Below are 22,878 nucleotides of genomic sequence, written 5' to 3' on the forward strand. Positions count from 1 at the left end.
GGTAGTAGTCGTTGAGGGGATAGCGCTTCGGCTTGCCGGCGTCATCGGTGAGGAACGGCACCGACGTGTCCATGATGCCCATGTCATCCACGAGCATGATGACGACGTTGGGTTTGGCGGGCGCGGCGTGGACGAGGAACGGTGTGAGTGTGGCCGCGAGGAGGACAAGCACTTGTTTCATTGCGTCAGAGAGTCACCGCACGCTGACCGGCGGCAGTTTTGGGTTTGGGCTCGAGGCCGGCGAGGGTTTGCCCGGTGGGTTTGCTGCGGCCGATTTTCACGGTGTGCCTGCCCGCGCGGTAAACACGCGGCTGGAAGCGTCCACCCTGCGCGCGCACCGTGTAGAGCACTTCACCGGTCTGCTCCTCGATGACTTGCAAGACGGGATTCGCCCCGCCAGCGAAGACGAGTTCGGGCAGGTAGCCGACGACTTTGCGGCCGTCGTTCGCGTCCATCGCCACCGTGATGGGCCAGCCGGGAAACTGCGCGGCGTTGCCTTGCCGCGGGTCGCTGAAGCGCGGCCAGCATTCGAAGGTGATCATGCGCGTGCGTTTGTTGAAGCGCGCCAGGCCGTAGCCATCGGCGCGTTGCTTTTCGTCGGCAATGTTCTCGGGGTTGGCATAAGCCAGCATCGAGAGGCGGTTGCCGAGGCCATCCTTGAAGTCACCGGTCCACGGCAGCGGGCTGTTCGGCACCGGGTTCGGGCCGGGCTTTTCATCCAGCGGATGCCACCAACGGCCGTAAATCGTGTTCACGAGCGCGGGGCTGGTGAAGCCGTAGGGCCCATCGCCAAACTCGTGGATGCCGTGCTTCACCACGACGGCGAGATGCTGGTCGCCGCAGAGATGGACGGCCCACGCGCGGCGGATGAGTTCGAGCGCGCGGTTGCGGGGCGTTTGCGGCCAGCCGTTGCAATCGAGGTCCGCGAGCAATCGGCTCTGGCGCCCGCCGTGCATGTGCACCGCGCCGCAGAAGGCGGTCTGCGACAAGACGCATTTCATTTCCGCGCCGGTCCAATCAGCGGACCAGTCGGCGAGGAATCGCTCCTGTCGCGCGCCGAGCAGTTGCAAGCCCGGCAGGTCAATGGTCTTGGGATCGTATTTCGGGTCGTTGATATGGTCGGGGCGCGGGCCCATCTGCGGGATTTTTCCGGCGGGGCCGGTCTTGAACTTGCGGTCTTCGATGATGGCGAAGTCCACGCCACCCACGGTGAGCCGGGTGAAGTGGACGGTCACGCCGCGGTCAATGGGCGCGGGGTCCACGGGGTCGGGCAGGCTCCAAGCTTGCTGGCGATGCACCTGGTTCACGTAGGCGACGGGGTAGCGGTAGCCGCCGTCGGCATCGCCGGAAATGGTCGAGCGCTTGCCGCCCTCGCCCCACACGTTGCCGTGCCCGACATCGTGGTCGTCGGGGATGGACACCGTCGGGCGGTCGCGCATCACGTCGCGGAACTGGAGACCGAACTCGATCCAACCCGCCGTGTGCTCCGTGTGGCGATACGTCTGGTCGCCGCCGAAGAACAGCAGGTCCGGGTTGTGGTGTTTGAGGCTGGCGACAATCTCCGCCCGCTCGCCGACGGTGCGGCTGGAGTTGCAGGACATGTTCGCCACGATGATCTCCTCCTTGTCCACCGGGTCGCGGCGGATGAGCCCATCGAACACGGCGCGGTCCCCGTGGCGCACACGGTAGGGCACGTCCTGCGTGTTGTCCCACTTCTCGATGCGAAAGTGCGCGTCCCAGCCGGGGTAAAGCACCTCGGCACGCGCGGCCTCCGCCCACTTCCCGCCGCGCTGCAATTCGAGCCGGGCGACGCGGGGTTCGCCGGGTTTGAGCGGGAAGAGCTGGGCGGTGAGCTTGAGCACGCCGTGCTGATGGGTGTAGAGCGCGAAGGCGACGACCTGCTCGCGCGGCACGTCCATCGGCGGCGGCGGGGCGGGCGGGCTGGCCTTGGGCTTGTTGCTCTTGGGCGCCGTCTTGGGTGCGCTGGGCTTGGCCCACCACTCGCCGGTGGTGAGGGATTCCAGATTGGGAAACTCCCCGCCGAAGGGCTGCGGGGCGTTTTGCGCGGCGAGCGGGGAGCGGGCGAGGGCCAACGCGCCCAGGCCGGCGGCGGTGGACTTCAAGGCGGAGCGGCGGGTGATGCGTTTCATGGCAAGCGTGGGATTTGATAAGACCAGCTGACTCAGCGCGCAAGTCTGCGGCGATGACGAGTCTCAGTTCGCCGGCTCAGTCCCGGCGGCGCGCCGGCCCGTGCCCTTGACGCCCGTGAGCGAATCGCCCAAGTCCGCGCGCATCGGCACGGCGAGCTTCGTGAGTTGCGCGACCACCTCCGGTTGCTGCACCGCGAGGTTCTTCGTCTCGCCGGGGTCGGTGGTGAGGTTGAAGAGCGACAGCTCCAGCCGCTCGACGCGCTGCCCGTGCCGGCTCGCAATGGCGTCCATGCTCGAATCCTTGATGGAGCGCGGCGCGCCCTTGCCCCAGTTCGAGGGTTTGCCGTCGCGGCCCGGCGCGCCCGCCGTCGTGAGATACGGATGCGGGAAATGCAGCTTCCACTCGCCGCTGCGGACGGCGTGCAACTCATCACCGGCGTAAAAAAACAGCGCCTCGTGCGGCGGCTTCGCCCCCGGCTCGCCGAGCAGCAGCGGCTTCGCACTCACGCCGTCAATCCTGAGCACGGGCGGTTTGCCGCCGGCGAGTTCCGCCAGCGTCGGCAGCCAGTCGATGGACATCCATGGCGCGTCGCTCACGCGGCCCGCCGGGACTTTGCCGGGCCAGCGCACGAGCAGCGGCGAGCGCACACCGCCCTCGAACGCCGTCAGTTTGCCCTCGCGCAACGGCGTGTTCGCTCCCGCGTGCTCGCCGTAGCTCAACCATGCGCCGTTGTCGGAAAAGAAAATCACGATCGTGTTGTCCGCGAGCTTGAGGCGGTCGAGCGCGGCGAGGATTTCACCTGCGGACCAGTCGAGTTCCTCCACCGCGTCGCCATACAGGCCGCGCTTCGAGCGGCCCTTGAACTTCTCGGACGCGAAGACCGGCACATGCGGCATGACGTGCGGCAGGTAGAGGAAGAACGGCCGCTTGGCGTTGCTCTCGATGAAGCGCACCGCCCGTTCGGTGAAGCGCCGCGTGAACCGGCTTTGGTCCGCGTCGAGCTCCACGACCCTGTCGCCGTCGTGCAGCGGTAGCGGCGGCATCTCGGCGGCGAGCACGGGGTGATACTTCGAGTTGTCGTTCGAGTAGGGGATGCCGAACCATTCGTCGAAGCCGTGGCGCGTCGCGCGCAGGCTGGGCACGGTGCCGAGGTGCCATTTGCCGATGCAGCTGGTCGCGTAGCCGCGCGCCTTGAGCAGCTCGGGCAGCAGCCATTCGTCGGGGTGAATGCCGTTGCGGCTGGTGTGATTGAGCGCGCCCGCGAGGCCGATGCGATTCGGGTAGCAGCCGCTCATCAACGCCGCGCGGCTCGCGGTGCAGACTGCCTGCGCGACGTAGAAACTCGTGAAGCGCGTCCCCTGCGCGGCGAGCCGATCCAAGTGGGGCGTGCGGATGTCCTTCGCGCCGAAGCAGCCCAGGTCCGCGTAGCCAAGGTCGTCAGCGAGGATGAGAACGACGTTCGGCGGCGCGGCAGCGTGAGTGGCGTCCGCGATACCGAACAAGGCAAGCAGCAGTGCAGCCAGTCGCTCCATGAGGCGGCGCGGCTAGGGATGGAGCTCGCGCGCCCCGGTCTTCAGCCCGTTGAGCGTCTTCACCTCGGCGGCGGTGAGCGCGCGGTTGAACACGGCGAGGTCGTCGAGATGCCCGACGTAAGCCGCGCCGAGCACCAGCGCCACGGCATCCGGGTTCCAGCCGAGCGTGAGGTCCCAGTTCTCGATGCTGCCCATGAGCTGGGCGTTCAAGTAGAGGCGGCCCACCGGCTTCCTTGCCTTGTCGTTCACGTTCTCCAGCGTGAAGACCGCGTGCGTCCACTGCTCGCGGGAGAACGGTGCGCGCTTCAGATTCACCGCCGGCCGCTGGGCGTCGGTCATCTTCGCCCAGTCGAGCTTGTTGGGATTCCAAATCTGCTCCAGCGGCCGGATGGCGAAGCGGAACTCGCGCGGCGTCTCGTCCTTCGACCATTCAAGGAAGATGAAGCCCTTCTTCGTGTCGTCCCCGACGATTTGCACCGGGTCGCAATAGCCCGGGGCCAGGTCCTTGTCCGGGTCCAGCCGCAGCCAGACGGAGACGGACGCGCTCCAGCTCTTGTCGTTGTAGCCGAGCACACCCGCGCCCTTGAAGCGCGGCTGCGTGGAGCCTTTCTTCGTGAAGTGCAGCCCGCCGCCGAAGCGCCCGTCGGGCACGAGCTTCAACTCTTCGTTCGCCGCAAGCGGCACCGGGCCCTGCTTGCCGCGCACGACGGCGGCCTTGTCCCCGCGCGAGAAGTCGGCGTCGAAGCCCTTGTCGAAGGACGCGTGAAACGTGAGCGCCTGATTCAAGGCAGCGGTTTGCGCCAATCCTGCGGACGCCAGGATCGAAACGGCGATGAGCGAACCTGTGAGGAAGCGGTGTTTCATGAAGGGAGTTGTGCGCGAATTGAGCCGGACGTCAAGCCCCGGAAGCCGCCGCAGCGTCCGGTTCCGGTGAAACACTGTTTGCACGCCGCTTGCACGGCCGCTAATGTGCCGGGACTTGGCGCATGAAGAAGCTGGTCATCTGGCTCGTTGTCCTCGCAGCCCTTGGCGGCGGCGGCTGGTGGGCTTACCAAAAGTATCCGGACACGTTCGCCTTCCTCAAGCCCGCGCAGCCGCAGGCGAAGAAATCCGGCCGGCCCACGACGGCGACCGCCACGTCCCGCGACATCAGTTTCGCCGTCTTCGCCGCCGGTGACATCGGCCCCGCGGATCAGGTTTCCGTCCGCCCCGAAGTCAGCGGCAAGATCGCCGTCCTCGCCGTGGACATCGGTGACAAGGTGAAGAAAGGCGACGTGCTGTTCTCGCTCGACGACTCCGATTTGCAGATCGAGCGCAGCCAGCGGCTGACGGAGATCGAGGCGGCCAAACTTCAGATCGAAGGCGCGCGCCTGACCGTCGAGAAACTGCAACTCAACTACAACCGCACGGAGCAAATCTTCCAGAACAAGGCGCCGCTGGAGCGCAGCCAGCGCCAGACGGAGATTGACGCCGCCAAGCTGCAGATCGAAAGCGCTCGGCTCACCCTCGAGAAGAGCCAGATCAACTTCGACCGCACCAAACGCCTCTACGAGGACAAACTGCTCTCCAAGGAAGTCTTCGAAAACGCCCAGGCCGAGCTCGACCAGGCCCGCAACAACCACGCGCTCGCCAGCAACAGCCACCAGAAACTCCTCACCCACGAAGTGCTCGAGAACGCCAAGGCCGAGCTCGACCTCGCCAAGAACAACCACGCCCTCGCCCGCAACAACCACGAGCGCTCCCTCAAGGCGCTGCAACTCGTCGAGGACAAGATTTCCAAGACCAAGATTCTCGCGCCGTTCGACTGCACCGTGCTCACGCGGCCTGTCTCCGTGGGGCAGGCCGTGAGCGGTTCGAGCGGCGTCAACAGCGGCACCGAGGTCCTCACCATCGCCAACCTCGCCGACATGGTCATCACCGCGCACATTAATCAGGCTGACGTGACACGCCTCAAAGTCGGGCAGAAGGTGGACGTCGAGGTCGAAGCCGTCGCGGGCCTCAAGCTCACCGGCACGGTGGATCGCATCGCCCCGCAGGCGACGATCCGCAATTCCATCAAGGGCTACACGACGCGCATCCTGTTGCGCAACGCCGACACCGCCGTGCGGCCCGGCATGACCGCAAACCTTGCCATTCCGCTCGCCAGCGCGGAAAACGTCATCGCCGTCCCTCTCGCCGCCGTCTTCAGCGAGAAGGGCGACCGGTTTGTTTACGTGAAGAAGGACGAGAAGTTCATCCGCCAGCCGATCCGCATTGGCGTGTCCGATTACGACTACTGCGAAGTCCAAACCGGCCTCGAAGGCGGCGAAACCGTGTCGCTCATCCAACCCGCCGACGATGTCGGCATCGTCTCCGCCGCGTTTCAGGGTGGCAAAGGCGCCAAGGGCGGCAAAGGCGCCAAGATGGGCGCCAAGGGCGGCTACAAAGGCGGTGGTGAAGGCACTGGCGCGACCGGCACGAGCGGCGGGGGCAAGGGCGGTGGCGAAGGCGGCACGGGTGGCGGCGCGAGTGGCGGCAAAGGCGGACGCCCCGGCGGCGGCAAAGGCGGCACCGGCGGAGGCAAGCCGGTGGAAGGCGGTTCGAAGTCCAACGGCACGGGTCCGTAGTCCGCCTCGCGCCACGAGCCATGGCCCTCATCGAAGTCCGCAACGTCAGCAAGCTCTACCACCTCGGCGGCGAGGAAATCCGGGCGCTCGACGACGTCTCGCTCGACATCGACGGCGGCGAGTTCATCTCCATCATCGGACCCTCCGGCAGCGGCAAGTCCACGCTCATGCACATCCTCGGCTGCCTCGACACGCCGACCAAGGGCACCGTGAGCCTCGACGGCGAGATGATCCACTCCCTGTCCAGCCGCCAGCTCGCCACCGTCCGCAACCGCAAGATCGGGTTCGTCTTCCAGTTCTTCAACCTCCTGCCCAAGCTCAACGTCCTCCAAAACGTCGAGCTCCCGATGATCTACGCCGATGTCTCCTCGCGCGAGCGACGCGACCGCGCCATGCGCGCGCTCGAGATGGTGGACATGCAGAACCGCGCGAAGCACCGGCCGCTCCAGCTTTCCGGCGGACAACAACAGCGCGCCGCCATCGCCCGCGCGCTCGTGAACGACCCGAAGATCGTCTTCGCCGACGAGCCCACGGGAAACCTCGACTCGCATACCGGCGAAACCATCCTCCACCTGTTCCACGAACTCAGCAAAAAGGGCCGCACCATCGCCCTCGTGACCCACGACCCCGAGATCGCCGCCGTCACGCCACGCCGCATCGAGATTCGCGACGGCAAGATCGCCCGCAATGTGGACGCCAAGCTCGGCGGGCAGGCCGACGCCCCGAAGTTCGCCCTGCCCACGAACTGACCGCCCGCCGTTCGCCCGAACCACGCCGTCACGCCTTCGACCAACATCCGCTCGATCGTCTCTCTAATCTTGGGATTGACGACCGCGACAGCCTGGTCCGCCGTCATGAACTTGCCGTTGAGGTAGAGGGATTGAATGCTCATTTGCTGCTAGTGGTTGGGGCGAGCACAGGTTGTGGCGATGAGGCAGTGTCCGCATCGAAGATGTGAATGAACCGACGCGCACTTTTGCGGATGCTTTCGTCACTAAGATTCGTCAACGAAACGACAGACGGAACAGCAGTTCGAGCGTTAGTGCCAAAGGAGCGCAAAGTGGCAAGGGCCGAAACAGCGACCATTGAATCAATATCTTTGACTGTGATTGAGACAAATTACCAAGAGAGGAATGGCATTCGATGCTGGCCCGCCGATGAACATCACACTCCGTGCAGAAAGACAACGCCACTCGGCTCTCGTAGTTCCCACTTCCCATCTGTTTCCGAAGCACTCGCGAAGCCACTCAATCGTTGGGTCGACTAGATTCGAGTCCTCGGATTTGAGTTTGTCCAAGAGCCAAGGAACGGCTTGTCCCCCATCGCTTGCAGTGCGTCGCCCGTCTCACCATGGAACTGCAAGCTTCCGAACTCGCCCGTGCGATGGACCCAGTATCGAAGCGGCTTACCCTCGTGGTGAGGCTCGAACGGCCGGAAGGCGAGATTAACGAGGCAAAGAACCACGCTGAGTCCAAGTGTAGAAAGGACGATTCGCTCGAGTCGCGGCATTTGCATCGTTCGCACTATGGGACTTTTACCACACTCTTGTTTTTGATGCTCTCCTCCGCCGCGATGCAGAGGCGCGTGGCATCCACGCAATCGGCCACGGTCGTGAGCGGGCGTCTGCCATCAAGCACGGCGTCGAGGAAGGCCGCGTGCATTTCGTCGAAGCCGAGGTGGTTGCCCCACCCTTCGCCGCGCCTGCTCTCGACGCGGTGGATGATGGGTTCCTTCTGCTTCGCGCCGAGTTTCCACTGAAGGATTTCAAGAGTGCCGTCGGTTGCGGGTTCAGCCGAGAAACACCCCTCACTCTTCCCTCTCCCCTCATCGGATGGGGGGAGAGGGTGGCCGGAGGCTGGGTGAGAGGTGGCGGCACGCTGGCGCGGGGCTCGGATGCGCGTCTGGAGCGAGCCGGCTTCGCCGACGATTCCCATTTCGAGTTCCTCGTCCGGGAAGTCTCGGCCGAAGAGGCAGATTTGCAGCGAGCCGAGCACGCCGTTGTCGTATTCGTAGCTCACGGTTGCGTGGTCGTTGACCTGGTGCGCCGGCTCGACGATGCGCATGACGGCGCTGCGCCCGAACGCCGAGACGCGCGCGGGCTTGCCACCGCACCACCAGTTCATCAGGTCGAACTGGTGGCAGTTCTTGTCCACGAGCATCCCGCCGGAGCGGCGGATGTCCTGAATCCACTGGCCGGACTTGGGCTGGAACGGCCCGCGGAACTCGCGCGTCCAGGTCATGCGCGGCCGGCCGATTTCGCCGGCGTCCACAAGCGCCTTGATGCGCTGGAAGTAGGGCGAGTAGCGCAACTCGTGGCCGATCATCACCACGCGGTCCGTGTGGCCCGCGGCGTCGAGCAACTGCGCGCACTCGTCCTGCGAAATGCCGCAGGGCTTTTCGAGAAAGAGATGTTTGCCCGCGCGAAGTGTTTCGATCGCAAGCGGGACGTGCGTGAAGTTGGGCGTGGAAATGGCGACGGCGTCCACGAGGGGCGAATGGATCAGCTCGCGTTCGTCGGAGAAGACTTTCGCATCCGGCGCAACGGCGAGGGCGCGCTTGAGGTTGGCTTCGTTGCGTCCGCAAAGGGCGGCGCAGGTCGAGCGTGCGGCGAGTTTCACGTGCCATTGCTGCACGTGGCTGATGCCCATGCTGCCGATGCCGAGGAAGCCAAGGCGGAGTTTCATTCCAACCACGAAGGCGCGACGGCACGAAGGATTGCACTGAAGGCCGTCGGTTCAGGCCCGACCATTCGCCTCGTTCCGGGCTTTGTGTCCTTGGTGTCTTTGGGGTTCATCCCTTGGCCGTCGCTTTCGCCCAGTCCTTGAGAAAGATGTCGAGGCCGATGTCGGTGAGCGGGTGGTCGTAGAGCAACTTGAGGGTGTCGAAGAACATCGTGCAGACGTCCGAGCCGGCGAGCGCGGCTTGCAGGACGTGCTCGGGATGCCGCACCGCCGCGGTGAGGATCTGCGTCTGGAAGCCGTAGTTGTCGTAGATGGTGCGAATCTGGCGGACGAGGTCCATGCCCGTGTGGCCCACGGCGTCGAGGCGGCCGACGAAGGGGCTGATGTAGGTCGCGCCGACCTTCGCGGCGAGCAACGCCTGCAACGGGGAGAAGTTCAGCGTCACGTTCGTCTTGATGCCTTCGCTGGAGAGCGCCTTCACGGCCTTCAAGCCTTCGCGGATGACGGGCACTTTCACGACGACGTTGGGGCCGAGCTTCGCGAGCGCACGGCCCTCGGACACGATGGCCGGCGCCTCGGTGGCGATGGTTTCGAGCGAGACGGGCCCGTCCACGAGGGCGAGGATTTCGCGATAGACGTCGTCCGGGTTGCGGCCGGTCTTCATGACGTGCGTGGGATTGGTGGTCACGCCGTCAATGATGCCCCAGCTCCAAGCCTCGCGGATTTGTGCGACGTCGGCGGTGTCGATGAACAGTTTCATGGGTCAATCGCCCGGGCCGCGCCGGTTCAAATCGCGTAGCCGTCCGGGTCCACCGAGGCGGATTTCATCCGGCGCACTTCGACCTCGATGGGCTGGACGTGCGTGATGACGTAGTTGCCACGGTGGGCGTCGCGGGTCATCGGCTGGACGCGCCCACGGGCGTCGGTGGCGCGGGCCATGAGCACGCAACCGCCGGGCTTCGACGGGGTGCGCCAGTGGAATTCCCACAGCCGCCACGCGTGGCGGACGGGTTCGCCGAGAAGCTGTGCCTCGCGCCACGAGCGGCCGCCGTTGGTGCTGACTTCGACGCGCGTGATGAGCGAGTTGCCCGTCCACGCCGCGCCATGAATGCGATACACCGAGTCGGCCGGGATGACTTCGTGCAGTGTCGGCCGGGCGATTTGTGCCTTCACTTCGACCTCGCCGACGGGCAGGAGCTGCGCGGGCAATCCGTCACGCTGGTCCCAATACGTGTAGTCCGAGCCTTCGAAATAGCCGCGGAAGATGCGGTCGGTGACGATGATGCGGGTGAGCCACTTGACCGACGCCATGCCATACCAGTCCGGCACGACCGCGCGCAGCGGAAACCCGTGCGCGACCGAGAGCGGTTCGCCGTTCATGTGCGTGGCGAGGAGGACGTCGGGGTCGAGCGCCTTCGCGAGCGGGAGCCCGCGCGCGTAGTGGATTTTCCCCGGCGAGACCGGCTCCTTCTTGATTTCGCCGGTGTCGGCGCCCTCGAGGACGATCTCAACGACGCCGGGTTTCATGCCTGCGCGTTCGAGCACGGCGGCGAGCGGGACGCCCGACCAATGCGCGTTGCCGACGGCACCGAGTTCCCATTGCAGACCGCTGACTTTCGGATGGAGAAAGATGCGGCTGTTGCCCGCGCATTCGAGGGTGGCGGTGACGCTGTGCCGAGGAAGTTCGTGGAGGTCCCCGGCGCACAAGTCGAGCGGTCGCTCCACGAGTCCCTCGACGCGCAGGCGCCACTTGGCGCGGTCGAGTTTCGGCACGGCGAAGTGGCTGCGGACGAAGAACTGGTCGTTGGGTATGATGACGCCCGACAGCGAAGAGAACGGAAATTCGAGGTTTTCCGGGTGCTTGTCGCGGATGACGAGTCCCGGAAACGCGGCGGGCGGCGATGCGGGCACGGGAGCGGATTGGGTCGCGTTCATGCGGTGCGGCGGCTGTGTTGGAAGTGGAAACCCGCGAGTGCGGAGGGTCAAGACAATCGTCGCGTCTCGCGCGCAACCAGCCGGGTGCTTGACGCTTGCCGGGCGCGCCGTTTGAATCCGGCGGTGTTTTTCGTCACCCACCTCGAATGCGCGAATTGCGGGCAGCGCTACGAATCCACCCGCGTCCACAATCTCTGCACCGCGTGCCAGCGGCCGTTGTGGGTGCGCTACGACCTCGACGCCGTCCACGCGAACTTCACGAAGAAATCCCTCGCCGGCCGCGCGCCGACGATGTGGCGGTATCAAGAGCTTCTTCCCGTGCGCGACCCGGCGCACATCGTCTCGCTCACCGAAACAATCACGCCGATTCTCGCGACCAAGCGGCTTGGCGAGCATTTCCGGCTGAAGCAGCTCTTCATGAAGGACGAAAGCCGGCTGCCGACCGGGAGCTTCAAGGCGCGCGGCATGGCGATGGCGATCACCAAGGCGAAGGAGTTTGGCATCAAGCGCGTCGCATGCCCCACCGCGGGCAACGCCGGCGGCGCGATGGCCGCCTACGCCGCGCGGGCGGGGATGGAGGCGTATGTGTTCATGCCCGAGGACACGCCGGGCATCAACCAGAAGGAGTGCTTTCTCGCCGGCGCGAAGACGTTTCTCGTCAACGGGCTGATCACGGACTGCGGGCGCATCGTGGGCGAGGGCAAGGCGAAGATGAAGTGGTTCGACGTGAGCACGCTCAAGGAGCCGTATCGCATCGAGGGCAAGAAGACGATGGGGCTCGAACTCGCCGAGCAGTTCGAGTGGGAGCTGCCGGACGTGATCCTCTATCCGACGGGTGGCGGCACGGGCTTGATCGGCATGTGGAAGGCGTTCGCAGAACTCGAGGCGCTCGGCTGGCTCAAGTCCTCGCGCAAGCCGCGCATGATATCCTGCCAGAGCGACGGGTGCGCGCCGATCGCGGAGACGTTCAAGCGCGGCGACCGGTTCGCGAAGAAGTTCGAGAATGCCGCGACCATCGCCAGCGGCATCCGTGTGCCGGCGGCGGTCGGGGATTTCATGATCCTCGACTCGGTGCGCGAGAGTGGCGGCGTGGCCATCGCGACGCCCGAGGGGGACATTCCGAAATGGATGCGGCTCGCGGCGTCGCTCGAGGGCATCGCGCTCTGCCCCGAGACCGCGGTCTGCCTCGGCGCGCTTGAAGTGTTGCTGCGCGAGAACAAGATCAACCGGGACGAGCGCGTGCTGGTGTTCAACACGGGCGCCTCGCAGAAATATCCCGAGGCGGTGCGCGAGCAACTCGGGCGCGTGGACATCACCAAGCCGGTCGAATGGGACCAGATTTGAACCGCGAAGACACGGAGAGCACGAAGGGGAACGAGGATGCCGCGTGTCCTTCGTGCATTCGTGGTTGACCCCAATGGACATTCTCATCACCGAAGACATCCAGGCGGCGAGCCTCGACAAGCTCGCGGAGAACTTCACCGTCGTGCGCGATGGCGCGCTCTGGAAGGACGAGCCGCGCCTCACGGAAGCAATCCGCGACGCGCGCGCGATGATCATCCGCAACCAGACGCAGGTGACGGCCGGGTTGCTCGCATCCGCGCCGAAGCTCCTGTGCATCGGCCGGCACGGCGTGGGGCTCGATAACATCGACATGAAGGCTGCGTCCGCAGCGGGCGTGGTCGTCATCGCGCCGCTCGACGCGAACGCAATGAGCGTGGCCGAGCACACGTTCGCGCTGATGCTCGCGCTCGCCCGGAAGGTCGTCGCGGCCGACCGTTCCACCCGCGCGGGCGAGTGGGCCCGCCTGCGTTACACCGGAACCGAACTCGCCGGCAAGACCGTGTGCATCTGCGGCCTTGGCCGCATCGGCCGGCGCGTGGCGGTGCGCGCGAAGGCGTTCGAAATGCGCGTGGTGGTGTTCGACCCGTTCATGAAACCGGGCTCGCCGGCGCTTGCCGAGTCGGGCGCGATGCTTGCCGCCACTCTCGACGAAGCGGTGGCGCAGGCGGACTTCGTCACGACTCACTCGCCCCTCACGGCGGAGACGCGGCAGATGTTCAATGCGCGCTCATTCGCCGCGATGAAACGCGGCGCGTTCTTCGTGAACACCTCGCGCGGCGGCGTGGTGGATGAAGCCGCACTGCTCGCCGCGCTCAAGTCCGGGCATCTCGGTGGCGCGGGGCTCGACGTGCGGGAGACGGAGCCGCCCGCGAGCCGTGGCGAGTTTGAGGTGCTGGACAATGTCGTGCTCACGCCCCACATCGCATCGTTCACCACGGAAGCGCAGGACCGCACCGCCGAAGGCGTCGCGAGCGACGTCGCCCGCGTGCTGTCCGGCCAGGCTGCGGTGAATTCCGTGAACTTCGCGGCGCCGCGACGATAACTGCGCGGCCTTGCAGTGCGGGGAAAGCAACAGGCGCGGCCTGCCTGCGCAAGCCGCGCCCTTCAATCGAGCCGTGCTCGATGTCGTTATCCGAGGAAGGCGTTCACCTGGTCCCAGTCCACGCTGTTCATGAACTCGTCAATGTAGGCGCCGCGCGCGGTGAAGAAGTCGGCGTAGTAGGCGTGCTCGTAGGTGTCCAGCGCGAGCACGGGCTTCACGCCCCAGATGGGGAAGGTGTTCTGCGCATCGCCGATGTAGTTGAAGAGCAGTCCGGTCGTCGGGTCGTAGCCGGTCCAAGCCCAGCCGCGCGCGGCGATGCCGGTGGCCTTGAGGTCCCTTTTGTAGGCGTCGAAGGAGCCGAAGGACTTGTTGATCAGGTCGCCGACCTTGCCGGTGGCGGGACCGCCCTTGCCGCCGAGCACGGAGAAGTAAATCTCGTGGTTGATGATGCCGCCGAGCGCAAAGGTCAGGTCCACCTTGAGTGAGCGCAGGGTGGAGAAAATCTGATTTGCGTGCGCAGGATTCGCAGGGTCGAGGGTCTTGGCAAGTTCCTCGAGCTCCTTGAGGATGGCGTTGGTCTTGTTGACGTAGCCCGTGTAGAGCTTGAGGTGTTCCTCGTGCGTCTTGTCCGAGATTTTTCCGGTCTTGCCCTTGACCTTGGCGAGCAAGGCTTCCTGCCTGTTGGGATATTGGTATGCCATAATGGTCGCGATTTCAGTTGGATGATCCCGGAACCAACGGCTCCGGAAAACGTAGGTGGACTATAAAAACGAAGCGCGGCGGCGCAAGCGGTTAATTGGCCGGACTGGCCGGCTCACCCCGCCGCCATCAGCGCGCCGAAGCGCAGGCCGCGGGTGCTCACCCGAAGGTCCGGGATTTCAAAGCACTCCATCACGCCTTCGTAAATGGCGGCGCCAAAGAGGATCACGTCGGCGCGCTTCGGAGGCAGCCCGGGCAGCTCTTTCCGCGCGGCGAGTGGGAGCGCCCAAAGGCGGTTCGTCCAGTCCGTCACCCGGTCGCGGGAGAGGCGAAGCGCCTCGATTCGGGCGCGGTCGAAGTCGGTCATCCGGTGCTCCATGCGTGCGAGGATGGTGGTCGCCCCACCGGTGCCGACGAGGGACAGCGTCCCGTCGCGGCGGGCGGCGGCGAGCGCGGGCTCGAGTTGAAGCCGGACTTCGCGATCGAGAAAACTCCGAACGTGACGCCGGCAGGCGGCGAGCTCGGCGGCGCAGGGCGGATCGCCGATGGGAAATTGCTCAAGCAAGCGGACCGATCCCAGCTCAAAGCTCCTCGCGAAGCGGCGGTCCTCGCCACGGCCCACGATGAACTCGGTGCTGCCGCCGCCGACGTCGAGGATGAGCAGCGGTGAATCGCGCAGAGCCGGGTCGCTGGTGACGCCGCGGAACGCGAAGTCCGCCTCCTGTTCGCCGGTGATGACTTCGAGCGGCAGATTCGAGGCGTTGCGGAGGGCGGCGGCGAGCTCGGTTGCGTTCAGCGCGTCACGCGCGGCGCTCGTGCCGAGCACGCGTGGCGGGGTCGAGCCGAGTGCCATGGCTTCCGCAGAAAATCCAGCCACGGCGCGCGCCGTGTGTGCGATGGCATCGGGCTGAAGCAGGCGCGTCTTGTAAAACCCGCGGCCGAGCCGGGTCTGTTCGCTCTTTTCGAGGACGGGCTGGACCACGGCCGTGCCGACGTCCGCGACGAGGAGCTTCACGGAGTTTGTCCCGACGTCGATGACGGCGCGGCGCCGGAACGGCGCAGAGGGACAAATCGCGGCCTCCTCCGTGCGGGGGTGGGTGGAGTCGTAGTTCATCGCCGTTTGCTCCTCAGCCCACACGCATCACTTCTCGCCCCGCGAATCCGCGCGGCTCGCGCGGCGGGCGAGCACCGCGCCGCCGGTGATGCCGGCGTCGTCGCCGAGCTTGGTGGTGATGATCTCGATGCCCTTGTCGGTGCCGGGCAGGGCGTATTCGTGCGCTGTCTCCACGATGATGGACATCATCTCGTCGGCGAGCTGGTCCATGAGGCCGCCGCCGAGCACGACGACTTCGGGGTTGAGAAGGTTGATGATGTTGGCGACGGCGATGCCCGTGTATTCCGCGGCGTCTTCGACGAGTTTCTCGACATATTTGTCGCCGCGCTTGATGGCCTTGCGAAGGTCGCCGCTGCGCAAGTCGGCGAGATCTGGTCCGAGCATGTCGGTCAGCACGGTTTTCTGCCCGTCTTTTACCGCGTCGCGGATGCTTCTGAAGAGCGCGGTGCGGCTGGCGAGCGCTTCGAAGCAGCCTTTGTTGCCGCAGCCGCATTTGGGGCCGTTGATGTTGAGCACCATGTGTCCGATCTCGCCGGCCGTGCGGTTGAAGCCGGAGAATGGCCGTCCATCGAGAATGATCCCGCCTCCGATGCCCGTGCCGAGAAAGATGCCCACCATCGAGCGCGGTCTGGATTGCAGCTCGACTTCGAAGACACCAAGCGCGCAGAGGTTGCAGTCGTTCTCCACGAACACGGGGATGTCGAGGTGTTTCTCGATTTCCTTGCGGAGCGGCACGTCCTCCCATTTGAGATTCGGCGCGAAGATCATCCGGCCCGACTCGGGGTCCACGGCGCCGGGCGCGCCGATGCCGAGGGCCCTCACACGTTCGAACGACAGGTCGCACTCATCGACAGCCTCCCGGGCGCAGCGGGCGACACGTTCGATGACCGCGTCCGGACCGCGCTCGGGCTTGGTGCTGGCCTTTGCGCGACCGAGGCAGTTCAATTGCGCATCGAACACGGCGGCGAGAATCTTGGTCCCGCCGAGGTCCACGCCCATGAACAGGTCGCGCTTGGAGTTGGTGTCGGGCACGGGGCAGCCGGTTGGACGTTCAGCTTTTGCCGGAGAGGACTTTCTCGATGCGCTCGCGAAGCTCGGCGTTGGTTTCGTCCTGGGTGCGAGTGCCGTCGAGGATGGTGAAGCCGTAGGTGCGCTGGAGTTCGCGGAACTGCCGGGCCATGCGGGACTGGTATTCGAGGAAGCTGTCGAACATGTCGCGCGAGAGGCCCAGATCCATGCCGCTCTCCCAGTAGTCGAGCGCGTGGTTCTTCGTGAACGTGCGCTGCACCAGTTCCTGCGGGGGGACGTTCAGGTAAAAGACCGCGTCGGGAACGAGCGCGATGCCGTAGAGATTGCGAAGCCATTCGCCGTCCATGCCGCGGACCAAGTCGCGCGCCATGAGCGTGTAGATGTAGCGGTCGGCGAGCACCACGAAGCCCGCCTTGAGCGCGGGGATGATGACGTTTTCGAGCTGGTCCGCGAAGTCCGTCGCGTAGAAAAGGCTGAGCGTTGAGCGGCTGAGAATGTTGCCGTTCTGGGCGAGGTCGAGTTCCTCGCTGACGAGCGTCGAGCGCTTGAGGCCGACCTGTGAAGTGGCGTGGCCGCCGGCCTCGAGCCACTGCACCAGCCGCGCGATCTGCGTCGAGCGGCCGGAGCCGTCCGCGCCCTCGATGACGATGAGCTTGCCGGTGAGCCGGTCGAGGTCCACTGACGGCAGCCCGTGGCCATAGAAGCGCTTGCGCGACGGCTTGGGGATGATGACCTGCGGGGCCGCAGGGAGGCCGTTCTTTGCAGGCTTGGCGGATCGCTTGGGCATGGTCAGGCGGGCGGGGTGACGAAGGAGGAGAGATTGACCTTGCCGGCGACGAGCTGCCGCACGAGCTGCTGCTGCTGTTCGACTGACTGGTCGGCATCCAGCATGAGGAAGCTGAACTCGCTGCTCATCGCGAGGTATTGCTCGAGGATGCGCCCCTGGAAGATGCGGAAGCTTTCCTCCGGGTCGGGTGATAGCTTCAAGTCCATTCCCGCCTCGAAAAACTTGAGCTGCGGGCGGCCGTCGAGGATGCGGTGCAGCGAAACGTCGAGGCTGGCCTTGAAGAAGAACGTGAGGTCGGGCAGGGCGGCGAAGTTGTAGATGCCGCGGACCCATTCGGGCCGGCAGCCGCGCACGGTGTCGCGCGCAAACGCCGTGAAGATGTAGCGGTCGCACAGCACGAGGTAGCCCGCTCGCAGCAACGGCACGAGCTGACGTTCGTAGCGGTCCGCAAAGTCCGTCGCATGCACGAGGCTGAACGTCGTCGGTGTGAGCAGGGTCATCTTCTTGCCCTTGCTCGTGGCGGACTTGACGATCTCGGACGAGTTCCACTCGCTGAAGAACACCTTGAGCCCCTGCAACTCGAGCCAGCGCTTCAGCAGGTAAATCTGGGTGGACTTGCCCGAGCCATCGAGCCCCTCGACGGCGATGAGTCTGCCGGGGAAGTTCAGCTCGGCGAAGGTCTTCATCGTGGCGGCGCTGAATCTAGCGGGGCGGCGGCGCAATGGAAAGCGTTTCACTGGGAGCGACGGTCATCCGCCTGCGCACCCCCTCAGCCTCAGTTCAATCGCAGTCCAAACAGGCTCGCGAAGATGTCCAGCGTCCCGACGGTCATGCGGTAGATGAAGCGGTTTACCCCCGGGATTTGAATGGCGATGATGACGAGGATGAATCCGAACTGCGCGATCTTCATGTAGAATTCCCAGCTCATGCCCACCAGGTTCTTGACCACGTGCGAACCGTCGAGCGGCGGGATGGGCAGCAGGTTGAAGAAGCACAGGAACAGGCTCAGCGCGGCGAAACGGAAGCCGATTTCCTGAAGCATGGCCGCATCCGCCATCACGCCGATTTTGGCGACGCCGATGAGCAGCGCGCCGAGCAGGAGGTTCATCATCGGGCCGGCCATGGCGATGAGGGTGTCATCAATGCGCGGTTGCCGGAGATTGTTCGGATTCACGGGCACCGGCTTCGCCCAGCCGATGATGAACGAGCCGAGCGCGCTTCCGCTCAGCACAAACCCGAGGATGGGCATGAGCACGGTGCCGATGGGGCAGATGTGGACGATCGGGTTGATCGAGACGCGCCCCATTTGCCGGGCGGTGTCGTCGCCGCATTTGAGCGCGACCCACGCGTGCCCCCACTCGTGGAACGACAGGAGCACGATGAGGCCGATGTATTTGATCAAGAAGTCCGCAATGGCCGCAGTGTCCACGCGCGAAACCGTAGCAGAGGAGCCGCGATGGCAAAGTGAAATTCAGCCCAACGGGCGCGTCGAACGCCTCACCCCCGCGCCAGTGCGAGCGCCACCGCGCCCGCCACTGCGAGCACGCCGCCAGCGAGCGAGCGGGCGCCGGGCTTCTCGCCCTCAAACTTCGCCGCGAAGGGAATCACCACGAGCGGCGTGAGCGCCACGATGGGCAGCACCACGCCGGTTGCCGTCGTCTTGAGCGCCCATTGGAAGCAACTCACGCCAAAGGTCGGGCCGCACAGGGTGTTCATCACAATCCACGGCCACGCGCCGCGCCACTTTTGCGCCGAGTCCGGAAGATCGAGTTCGGCGTCGGAAGCGGCCATCGCCTGCCGGCCGTGCGCGAACACCCAGCGCCACTTCACCACGAGCAGGCACAAGCCGGCCACCGCCACGCCCGCCACGATGCGCTGATACGAGGCCGTCCCGCCGTCGATTTCCTGCCCGGCGGCGGCGGCGAGGCTGAAGGCTTTCCGGCTCAACACCGCGCCCCACGCCTGTCCGCACGCCGCGAGGAACCCGGCGAAAATCCCGATCCAGAACTTCCGCGGCTCGATGTGCACGTGTTCGCCCGGCGCGAGCGCGACCGCCACGCCCGCGAGGATCAATCCCGCGCAGGCGATCTCCGTCGGCGTGAGCGTCGTGCCGAGCCAGAGCCACTCCGTGAGCGCGGCGATGGGCGCGGCCAGCGTGTTGACGAGCATGACGGTCAGGCGGGTGCCGAGCCGGGTGAGCGACTGGAAGAGCGACACATCACCCAGCGCGAAACCAAGCACGCCGCTGACCGCGAAGATGTGGTAGGCGCCGCCGCCGGTTCCGCCGCCGAGCGTGTGCGCGTAAAGCCCGAGCAACAGGGCGGCGAGCGCGAGCCGCCAGAAGTTCGCCTCCGTCCCGCCCATGAGCCGGGCCGTCCGCGTGGCGGACACCGCGGACGCGGAGAAGAGCAGGGTGGCGAGCAGCGCTCCAAGCATCGGGCGATGGTGCGAGCGCGAGCCGTCCGATGTCACGCGGGAAGCGGAACGCGAGGCGGATGGAATTCCGCGGCCGAAAGCCCGTATGCCGAGTATCGGACTTACGGCCTGGTGGGATGCCGGGAACGCCGAAAATCAGTAATCGCCGACGAACACTTCCTTCGTTGCGGTGTGACCGTCAAAGTAGAGGTAGTTGCGAACCTTGCCGTGGCTGGGTTGACGCGGAAGTTGCGCACGCCAAGAGTTGCCTACGTTGGTGGTCCCGACCTGGTCGGCGTCAACCATCGTCCAGATCTCGGAAAGGGGACCGAACGCCGCGACATCGCTGAGACGAAGGGGCGGGACGACGGGGCTCGGAGGCGTGTTGCTGTTCGGCGGATACCCGAACGGAAGCTGGCGGACATTGATGGTTGTGCCCCGAATGACGCCGGTCCCAATCAAGATGTAGTCGTTTCGGTTGAGACTCGTGACGTTTGTGGCCTCGCGCTTGAACCCGGGGCAGAAGAATATCTCGACGTCCCGACCGTTGTTGTTGGGAAGTTGCTCCGGACGCGGGTGGCCGAGATACGGAGCGAGATAGTAAACTAGGCGGTCAGTCGAGGTTCGCGTGTATTGCGCATGCTGGCCGGACCAAAGTCCCTGCGTGAGCGTGCCGGGCAGCCGGTCCGTGTATTCGTCCACGTAGAGAGCGATCGCAAGGCCGGCTTGCTTGAGGTTGCTCGTGCACTTGGCCTGCACGGCCTTTTGCTTGGCTTTCGCGAGCGCCGGCAAGAGCAGGCCGGCCAGAATGGCGATGATCGCGATGACCACGAGCAATTCAATGAGCGTGAACGCACGGCGAAGGGGACCTGTGCGCGGTTGAAACTGGCCTGATGATTTCATGTCTCGATGCGTGAGTGCATACAGGCGGAGGCCGACGCGCACAAGCCGAATCTCGGCGGGACGGTGGCTCATTTCGGTTGTCGAGCCGGCGCTGCGAGCCGACGCGTCGGCGCACAGCGCCAACGCGACGCCGGATCGAGCCGCTGCCTTCGGCGTGCGGGCGACCTTGGGCGCGTCCCGGCCCATTTCCCCCGTTGCTCTCGCCGCTTGCATCCGCTTAAATCGTCCCGTGCTGCCGCAGCAAACTCTCCAACAGGCCGTCACGTTCTCCGGGCTCGGGCTTCACGGTGGCAATCGCGTGAACATGGTCCTGCTGCCCGCGCCGCCGAACTCCGGGCTGCGCTTCCGCCGCACCGACCTCGAAGGCAAGCCCGAGGTCGAGGCGCTCGTCGAGAACGTCGTCGAGACCAACCGCTCCACCACCCTCGGCAAGGGCCACGTCAGGATTCACACCGTCGAGCACGTCCTCGCCGCGCTCGCGGGCGCGGGCGTGGACAACGCCATCATCGAACTCGACTCCAGCGAGCCGCCCATCGCGGACGGCAGCGCGCGCGAGTTCGTCAAGCTCATCGCCTCCGCGGGTCTCATCCCGCAGGACCAGCCGCGCGAGCCGTGGCAGCCGTCCGAGCCCGTCGAGTTCAACACCGGCGAATCCACGCTGGCCGTGCTCCCGCATGACCGGCTGAAAATCTCCTGCACCAGCGCCGACCGCCACAACCGCTTCACGCAATTCTTCACCCTCGAAGTCACCCCCGAGAGCTGGGAAAAGGAGCTCGCGCACGCGCGCACGTTTTGTTTCTTCGAGGAGATCGAGTTCCTCATCAAGAACGGGCTCATCAAGGGCGGCAGCCTCGAGAACGCCGTCGTCATCCGCGACGACGCCGTGCTCACGACCGAGCCGTTGCGGTATCCGGAGGAATTCGTGCGGCACAAGATGCTGGACATCCTCGGCGACCTCGCGCTGCTCGGGCGGCCGCTGCTCGGGCACATCGTCGCCGTGCGGCCGAGCCACGCGGCGAACTGCGGCCTCGCGCGCCAGCTTTCCGCGCGCATGCGCCAGCCGCTCATCGCCGCGCAAACCTTCGCGCCGCCCGCGTCCAGGCCCGCCGCCGAGCCCGCGCCGCCCGAGGAACTCGTGCGCGACGGCGCCTTGCTCGACGTGATGCAGGTGATGAAAATCCTCCCGCACCGCTACCCGTTCCTGATGGTGGACCGCGTGCTGCGCATCGAGGGGAACAAGATCACCGGCGCGAAGAACGTCACCGCGAACGAGCCTTATTTTCAGGGACACTTCCCCGGCCATCCCATCATGCCGGGCGTGCTCCAGCTCGAAGCCATCGCGCAGGTCGCGGGCATCCTCATGCTCAAGCAGGCCGAGAACTTCGGGAAGCTCGCCTACTTCATGGCCGCCGAGAACGTGAAATGGCGCAAGCCTGTCCGCCCCGGCGACACGCTCGTGATCGAGGTCGAACTCACCAAGGCCCGCGGCAAGATCGGCAAGGCCCGCGGCGTCTGCTCCGTCGCCGGCGAGCAAGTCAGCGAGGCGGATGTGACCTTCATGTTGATCGACGGTTGAGATTTCGCCATCCGAAATCCCCATGGCTCACCCCACCGCCATCGTTCATCCCACCGCGAGCATCGCCGACGGCTGCGAAATCGGCCCCTACTGCATCGTCGAGGAACACGCTGTTCTCGGCGCCCGGTGCAGGCTGCACAGCCACGTCGTCATCGGTACTCACACGGTTGTCGGCGTGGAGAACGAGTTCTTCCCCTTCGCGTGCATCGGGCAGAAGTCGCAAGACCTGAAGTGGAAGGGCGGGACCACCTGGCTGCGCATCGGAGACCACAACACCTTCCGCGAATTCGCCACCGCCCACCGCGCCACGGCGGATGGCGACACCACCGTCATCGGCTCGCACAACACCCTGCTCGCCTGCACCCACGTCGCGCACGATTGCCGGCTCGGCGACCACATCATCATGTCCAACGTCGCCACGCTCGCGGGGCACGTGACGGTCGAGGACCACGCGGTCATCGGCGGGCTGGCGGCGGTGCACCAATTCTGCCGCATCGGCCGCATGGCGATCATCGGCGGCTGCTCCAAGGTCGTGCAAGACGTGCCGCCCTTCATGCTCGCCGACGGCAACCCCGCCGAAACGCGCACCCTCAACAAAGTCGGCCTCGAACGCAACGGCGCGACCGCTGAAGTCCAGGACGCATTGAAGAAGTGCCACAAACTCCTCTTCCGCGAAGGACTCACCGTCGCCAACGCCCTCGCCAAGATTGAGGCAGACGTCAAGCCTCTGCCCGAAGTCCTGCACCTCGTCGCCTTCATCCGCGCCAGCGAGCGAGGCATCAGCAAGTAAACGCAGCGCGGCGGGCTTCGGTGCACCCCGGGTTTTCAGGCCGCCCGCGCGTTCGGGCTGCGCCTACCCATCCAGCGGGCTCCGCACCCCGATCCCCGGCTTCTGCATCATATGAGTATAAATCTGCGTCGTCGTCAGGCTTTGATGTCCCAACAGTTCCTGCACGGTGCGGATGTCCGTCCCGTTCTCCAGCAAATGCGTGGCAAAACAATGCCGCAGCGTGTGCGTCGTCACCCGCTTGCTCAACCCCACCCGCTGCGCCGCCGCCCGGATC

The 22,878-nt window shown here is 65.6% G+C and carries 22 protein-coding genes; 6 read left to right on the top strand and 16 right to left on the bottom strand.

Translation table 11 applies throughout. The features are described from left to right. From FJ386_11540 to FJ386_11555, 4 genes are all read right to left on the bottom strand, one after another. On the bottom strand, positions 1-181 hold a 181-nt coding region (locus FJ386_11540; protein ID MBM3877340.1), incomplete at its 3' end, for an N-acetylgalactosamine-6-sulfatase. Between the two features lie 4 nt (positions 182-185). Further along, positions 186-2,150, bottom strand: coding sequence for a metallophosphoesterase (locus tag FJ386_11545; protein MBM3877341.1), 1,965 nt, complete (start codon positions 2,148-2,150; stop codon positions 186-188). A gap of 63 nt (positions 2,151-2,213) precedes the next feature. Further along, positions 2,214-3,683 (bottom strand): sulfatase, encoded by a 1,470-nt coding sequence (locus FJ386_11550; protein ID MBM3877342.1) that lies wholly within the window; start codon positions 3,681-3,683, stop codon positions 2,214-2,216. A 12-nt stretch (positions 3,684-3,695) separates the two neighbouring features. Continuing rightward, complete coding sequence (locus FJ386_11555; protein ID MBM3877343.1) at positions 3,696-4,547, bottom strand: LamG domain-containing protein; 852 nt, start codon at positions 4,545-4,547, stop codon at positions 3,696-3,698. A gap of 122 nt (positions 4,548-4,669) precedes the next feature. On the opposite strand from FJ386_11555, the gene FJ386_11560 reads away from it, so the two are divergent. Further along, complete coding sequence (locus FJ386_11560; GenBank protein MBM3877344.1) at positions 4,670-6,289, top strand: efflux RND transporter periplasmic adaptor subunit; 1,620 nt, start codon at positions 4,670-4,672, stop codon at positions 6,287-6,289. Between the two features lie 20 nt (positions 6,290-6,309). Continuing rightward, complete coding sequence (locus FJ386_11565; GenBank protein ID MBM3877345.1) at positions 6,310-7,038, top strand: ABC transporter ATP-binding protein; 729 nt, start codon at positions 6,310-6,312, stop codon at positions 7,036-7,038. Positions 7,039-7,812: 774 nt separating this feature from the next. Here the strand turns inward: FJ386_11565 and FJ386_11570 are convergent. The 3 genes from FJ386_11570 to FJ386_11580 all read right to left on the bottom strand — a co-directional run bounded on the left by FJ386_11570 (position 7,813) and on the right by FJ386_11580 (position 10,905). Then, positions 7,813-8,973 (bottom strand): Gfo/Idh/MocA family oxidoreductase, encoded by a 1,161-nt coding sequence (locus tag FJ386_11570; protein MBM3877346.1) that lies wholly within the window; start codon positions 8,971-8,973, stop codon positions 7,813-7,815. A 106-nt stretch (positions 8,974-9,079) separates the two neighbouring features. Beyond that, on the bottom strand, positions 9,080-9,730 hold the full coding sequence (fsa, locus tag FJ386_11575; protein ID MBM3877347.1) for a fructose-6-phosphate aldolase: 651 nt from the start codon (positions 9,728-9,730) through the stop codon (positions 9,080-9,082). Between the two features lie 26 nt (positions 9,731-9,756). After that, a complete protein-coding gene (locus FJ386_11580; protein MBM3877348.1) occupies positions 9,757-10,905 on the bottom strand; it encodes a sulfite oxidase in 1,149 nt (382 codons plus the stop codon). 123 nt (positions 10,906-11,028) lie between these two features. On the opposite strand from FJ386_11580, the gene FJ386_11585 reads away from it, so the two are divergent. Next, a complete protein-coding gene (locus FJ386_11585; GenBank protein MBM3877349.1) occupies positions 11,029-12,249 on the top strand; it encodes a threonine synthase in 1,221 nt (406 codons plus the stop codon). Between the two features lie 73 nt (positions 12,250-12,322). Beyond that, complete coding sequence (locus tag FJ386_11590) at positions 12,323-13,291, top strand: hydroxyacid dehydrogenase (GenBank protein MBM3877350.1); 969 nt, start codon at positions 12,323-12,325, stop codon at positions 13,289-13,291. A gap of 86 nt (positions 13,292-13,377) precedes the next feature. Here the strand turns inward: FJ386_11590 and FJ386_11595 are convergent, their stop codons facing one another. The 8 genes from FJ386_11595 to FJ386_11630 all read right to left on the bottom strand — a co-directional run bounded on the left by FJ386_11595 (position 13,378) and on the right by FJ386_11630 (position 20,451). After that, positions 13,378-13,992: a superoxide dismutase gene (locus FJ386_11595; protein ID MBM3877351.1), complete on the bottom strand. Its 615-nt coding sequence runs from the start codon at positions 13,990-13,992 to the stop codon at positions 13,378-13,380. Between the two features lie 113 nt (positions 13,993-14,105). Beyond that, positions 14,106-15,104: a Ppx/GppA family phosphatase gene (locus tag FJ386_11600; GenBank protein MBM3877352.1), complete on the bottom strand. Its 999-nt coding sequence runs from the start codon at positions 15,102-15,104 to the stop codon at positions 14,106-14,108. Positions 15,105-15,131: 27 nt separating this feature from the next. Next, positions 15,132-16,136: an ROK family protein gene (locus FJ386_11605; GenBank protein ID MBM3877353.1), complete on the bottom strand. Its 1,005-nt coding sequence runs from the start codon at positions 16,134-16,136 to the stop codon at positions 15,132-15,134. A 19-nt stretch (positions 16,137-16,155) separates the two neighbouring features. Continuing rightward, positions 16,156-16,920 carry a thymidylate kinase gene (locus FJ386_11610; GenBank protein MBM3877354.1) on the bottom strand — a complete coding sequence of 255 codons (765 nt, stop codon included), beginning with the start codon at positions 16,918-16,920 and terminating at the stop codon, positions 16,156-16,158. A gap of 2 nt (positions 16,921-16,922) precedes the next feature. Continuing rightward, positions 16,923-17,606, bottom strand: coding sequence for a thymidylate kinase (locus FJ386_11615; GenBank protein ID MBM3877355.1), 684 nt, complete (start codon positions 17,604-17,606; stop codon positions 16,923-16,925). An 89-nt stretch (positions 17,607-17,695) separates the two neighbouring features. Continuing rightward, complete coding sequence (locus FJ386_11620) at positions 17,696-18,349, bottom strand: site-2 protease family protein (GenBank protein ID MBM3877356.1); 654 nt, start codon at positions 18,347-18,349, stop codon at positions 17,696-17,698. A gap of 68 nt (positions 18,350-18,417) precedes the next feature. Further along, the gene (locus tag FJ386_11625; GenBank protein MBM3877357.1) at positions 18,418-19,392 is read right to left on the bottom strand and encodes a DMT family transporter; all 975 of its coding nucleotides are present in this window, start codon (positions 19,390-19,392) and stop codon (positions 18,418-18,420) included. A gap of 99 nt (positions 19,393-19,491) precedes the next feature. Beyond that, positions 19,492-20,451, bottom strand: a complete 960-nt coding sequence (locus FJ386_11630) for a type II secretion system protein (protein MBM3877358.1) — start codon at positions 20,449-20,451, stop codon at positions 19,492-19,494. On the opposite strand from FJ386_11630, the gene FJ386_11635 reads away from it, so the two are divergent. Together FJ386_11635 and lpxA are read left to right on the top strand one after the other, a co-directional pair. After that, positions 20,237-21,814, top strand: a complete 1,578-nt coding sequence (locus FJ386_11635; GenBank protein MBM3877359.1) for a bifunctional UDP-3-O-[3-hydroxymyristoyl] N-acetylglucosamine deacetylase/3-hydroxyacyl-ACP dehydratase — start codon at positions 20,237-20,239, stop codon at positions 21,812-21,814. The two genes, FJ386_11630 and FJ386_11635, sit on opposite strands and share 215 nt — an antisense overlap. Positions 21,815-21,836: 22 nt before the next feature. Beyond that, the gene (lpxA, locus tag FJ386_11640; protein ID MBM3877360.1) at positions 21,837-22,604 is read left to right on the top strand and encodes an acyl-ACP--UDP-N-acetylglucosamine O-acyltransferase; all 768 of its coding nucleotides are present in this window, start codon (positions 21,837-21,839) and stop codon (positions 22,602-22,604) included. Between the two features lie 63 nt (positions 22,605-22,667). Here lpxA and FJ386_11645 read toward each other — a convergent pair. Continuing rightward, on the bottom strand, positions 22,668-22,878 hold a 211-nt coding region (locus FJ386_11645), incomplete at its 5' end, for an integron integrase (protein ID MBM3877361.1).

This window comes from Verrucomicrobiota bacterium, from assembly GCA_016871675.1.
Lineage (GTDB): Bacteria > Verrucomicrobiota > Verrucomicrobiia > Limisphaerales > VHCN01 > VHCN01.

Coding starts and splice junctions, on each gene's coding strand:
- FJ386_11545 (MBM3877341.1), bottom strand. CDS start 2,150: ATGAAACGCATCACCCGCCGCTCCGCCTTGAAGTCCACCGCCGCCGGC.
- FJ386_11590 (MBM3877350.1), top strand. CDS start 12,323: ATGGACATTCTCATCACCGAAGACATCCAGGCGGCGAGCCTCGACAAG.
- FJ386_11565 (MBM3877345.1), top strand. CDS start 6,310: ATGGCCCTCATCGAAGTCCGCAACGTCAGCAAGCTCTACCACCTCGGC.
- FJ386_11630 (MBM3877358.1), bottom strand. CDS start 20,451: ATGCAAGCGGCGAGAGCAACGGGGGAAATGGGCCGGGACGCGCCCAAG.
- FJ386_11610 (MBM3877354.1), bottom strand. CDS start 16,920: ATGCCCAAGCGATCCGCCAAGCCTGCAAAGAACGGCCTCCCTGCGGCC.
- FJ386_11550 (MBM3877342.1), bottom strand. CDS start 3,683: ATGGAGCGACTGGCTGCACTGCTGCTTGCCTTGTTCGGTATCGCGGAC.
- FJ386_11555 (MBM3877343.1), bottom strand. CDS start 4,547: ATGAAACACCGCTTCCTCACAGGTTCGCTCATCGCCGTTTCGATCCTG.
- FJ386_11615 (MBM3877355.1), bottom strand. CDS start 17,606: ATGAAGACCTTCGCCGAGCTGAACTTCCCCGGCAGACTCATCGCCGTC.
- FJ386_11595 (MBM3877351.1), bottom strand. CDS start 13,992: ATGGCATACCAATATCCCAACAGGCAGGAAGCCTTGCTCGCCAAGGTC.
- FJ386_11580 (MBM3877348.1), bottom strand. CDS start 10,905: ATGAACGCGACCCAATCCGCTCCCGTGCCCGCATCGCCGCCCGCCGCG.
- FJ386_11600 (MBM3877352.1), bottom strand. CDS start 15,104: ATGAACTACGACTCCACCCACCCCCGCACGGAGGAGGCCGCGATTTGT.
- lpxA (MBM3877360.1), top strand. CDS start 21,837: ATGGCTCACCCCACCGCCATCGTTCATCCCACCGCGAGCATCGCCGAC.
- FJ386_11560 (MBM3877344.1), top strand. CDS start 4,670: ATGAAGAAGCTGGTCATCTGGCTCGTTGTCCTCGCAGCCCTTGGCGGC.
- FJ386_11635 (MBM3877359.1), top strand. CDS start 20,237: ATGTCTCGATGCGTGAGTGCATACAGGCGGAGGCCGACGCGCACAAGC.
- fsa (MBM3877347.1), bottom strand. CDS start 9,730: ATGAAACTGTTCATCGACACCGCCGACGTCGCACAAATCCGCGAGGCT.
- FJ386_11570 (MBM3877346.1), bottom strand. CDS start 8,973: ATGAAACTCCGCCTTGGCTTCCTCGGCATCGGCAGCATGGGCATCAGC.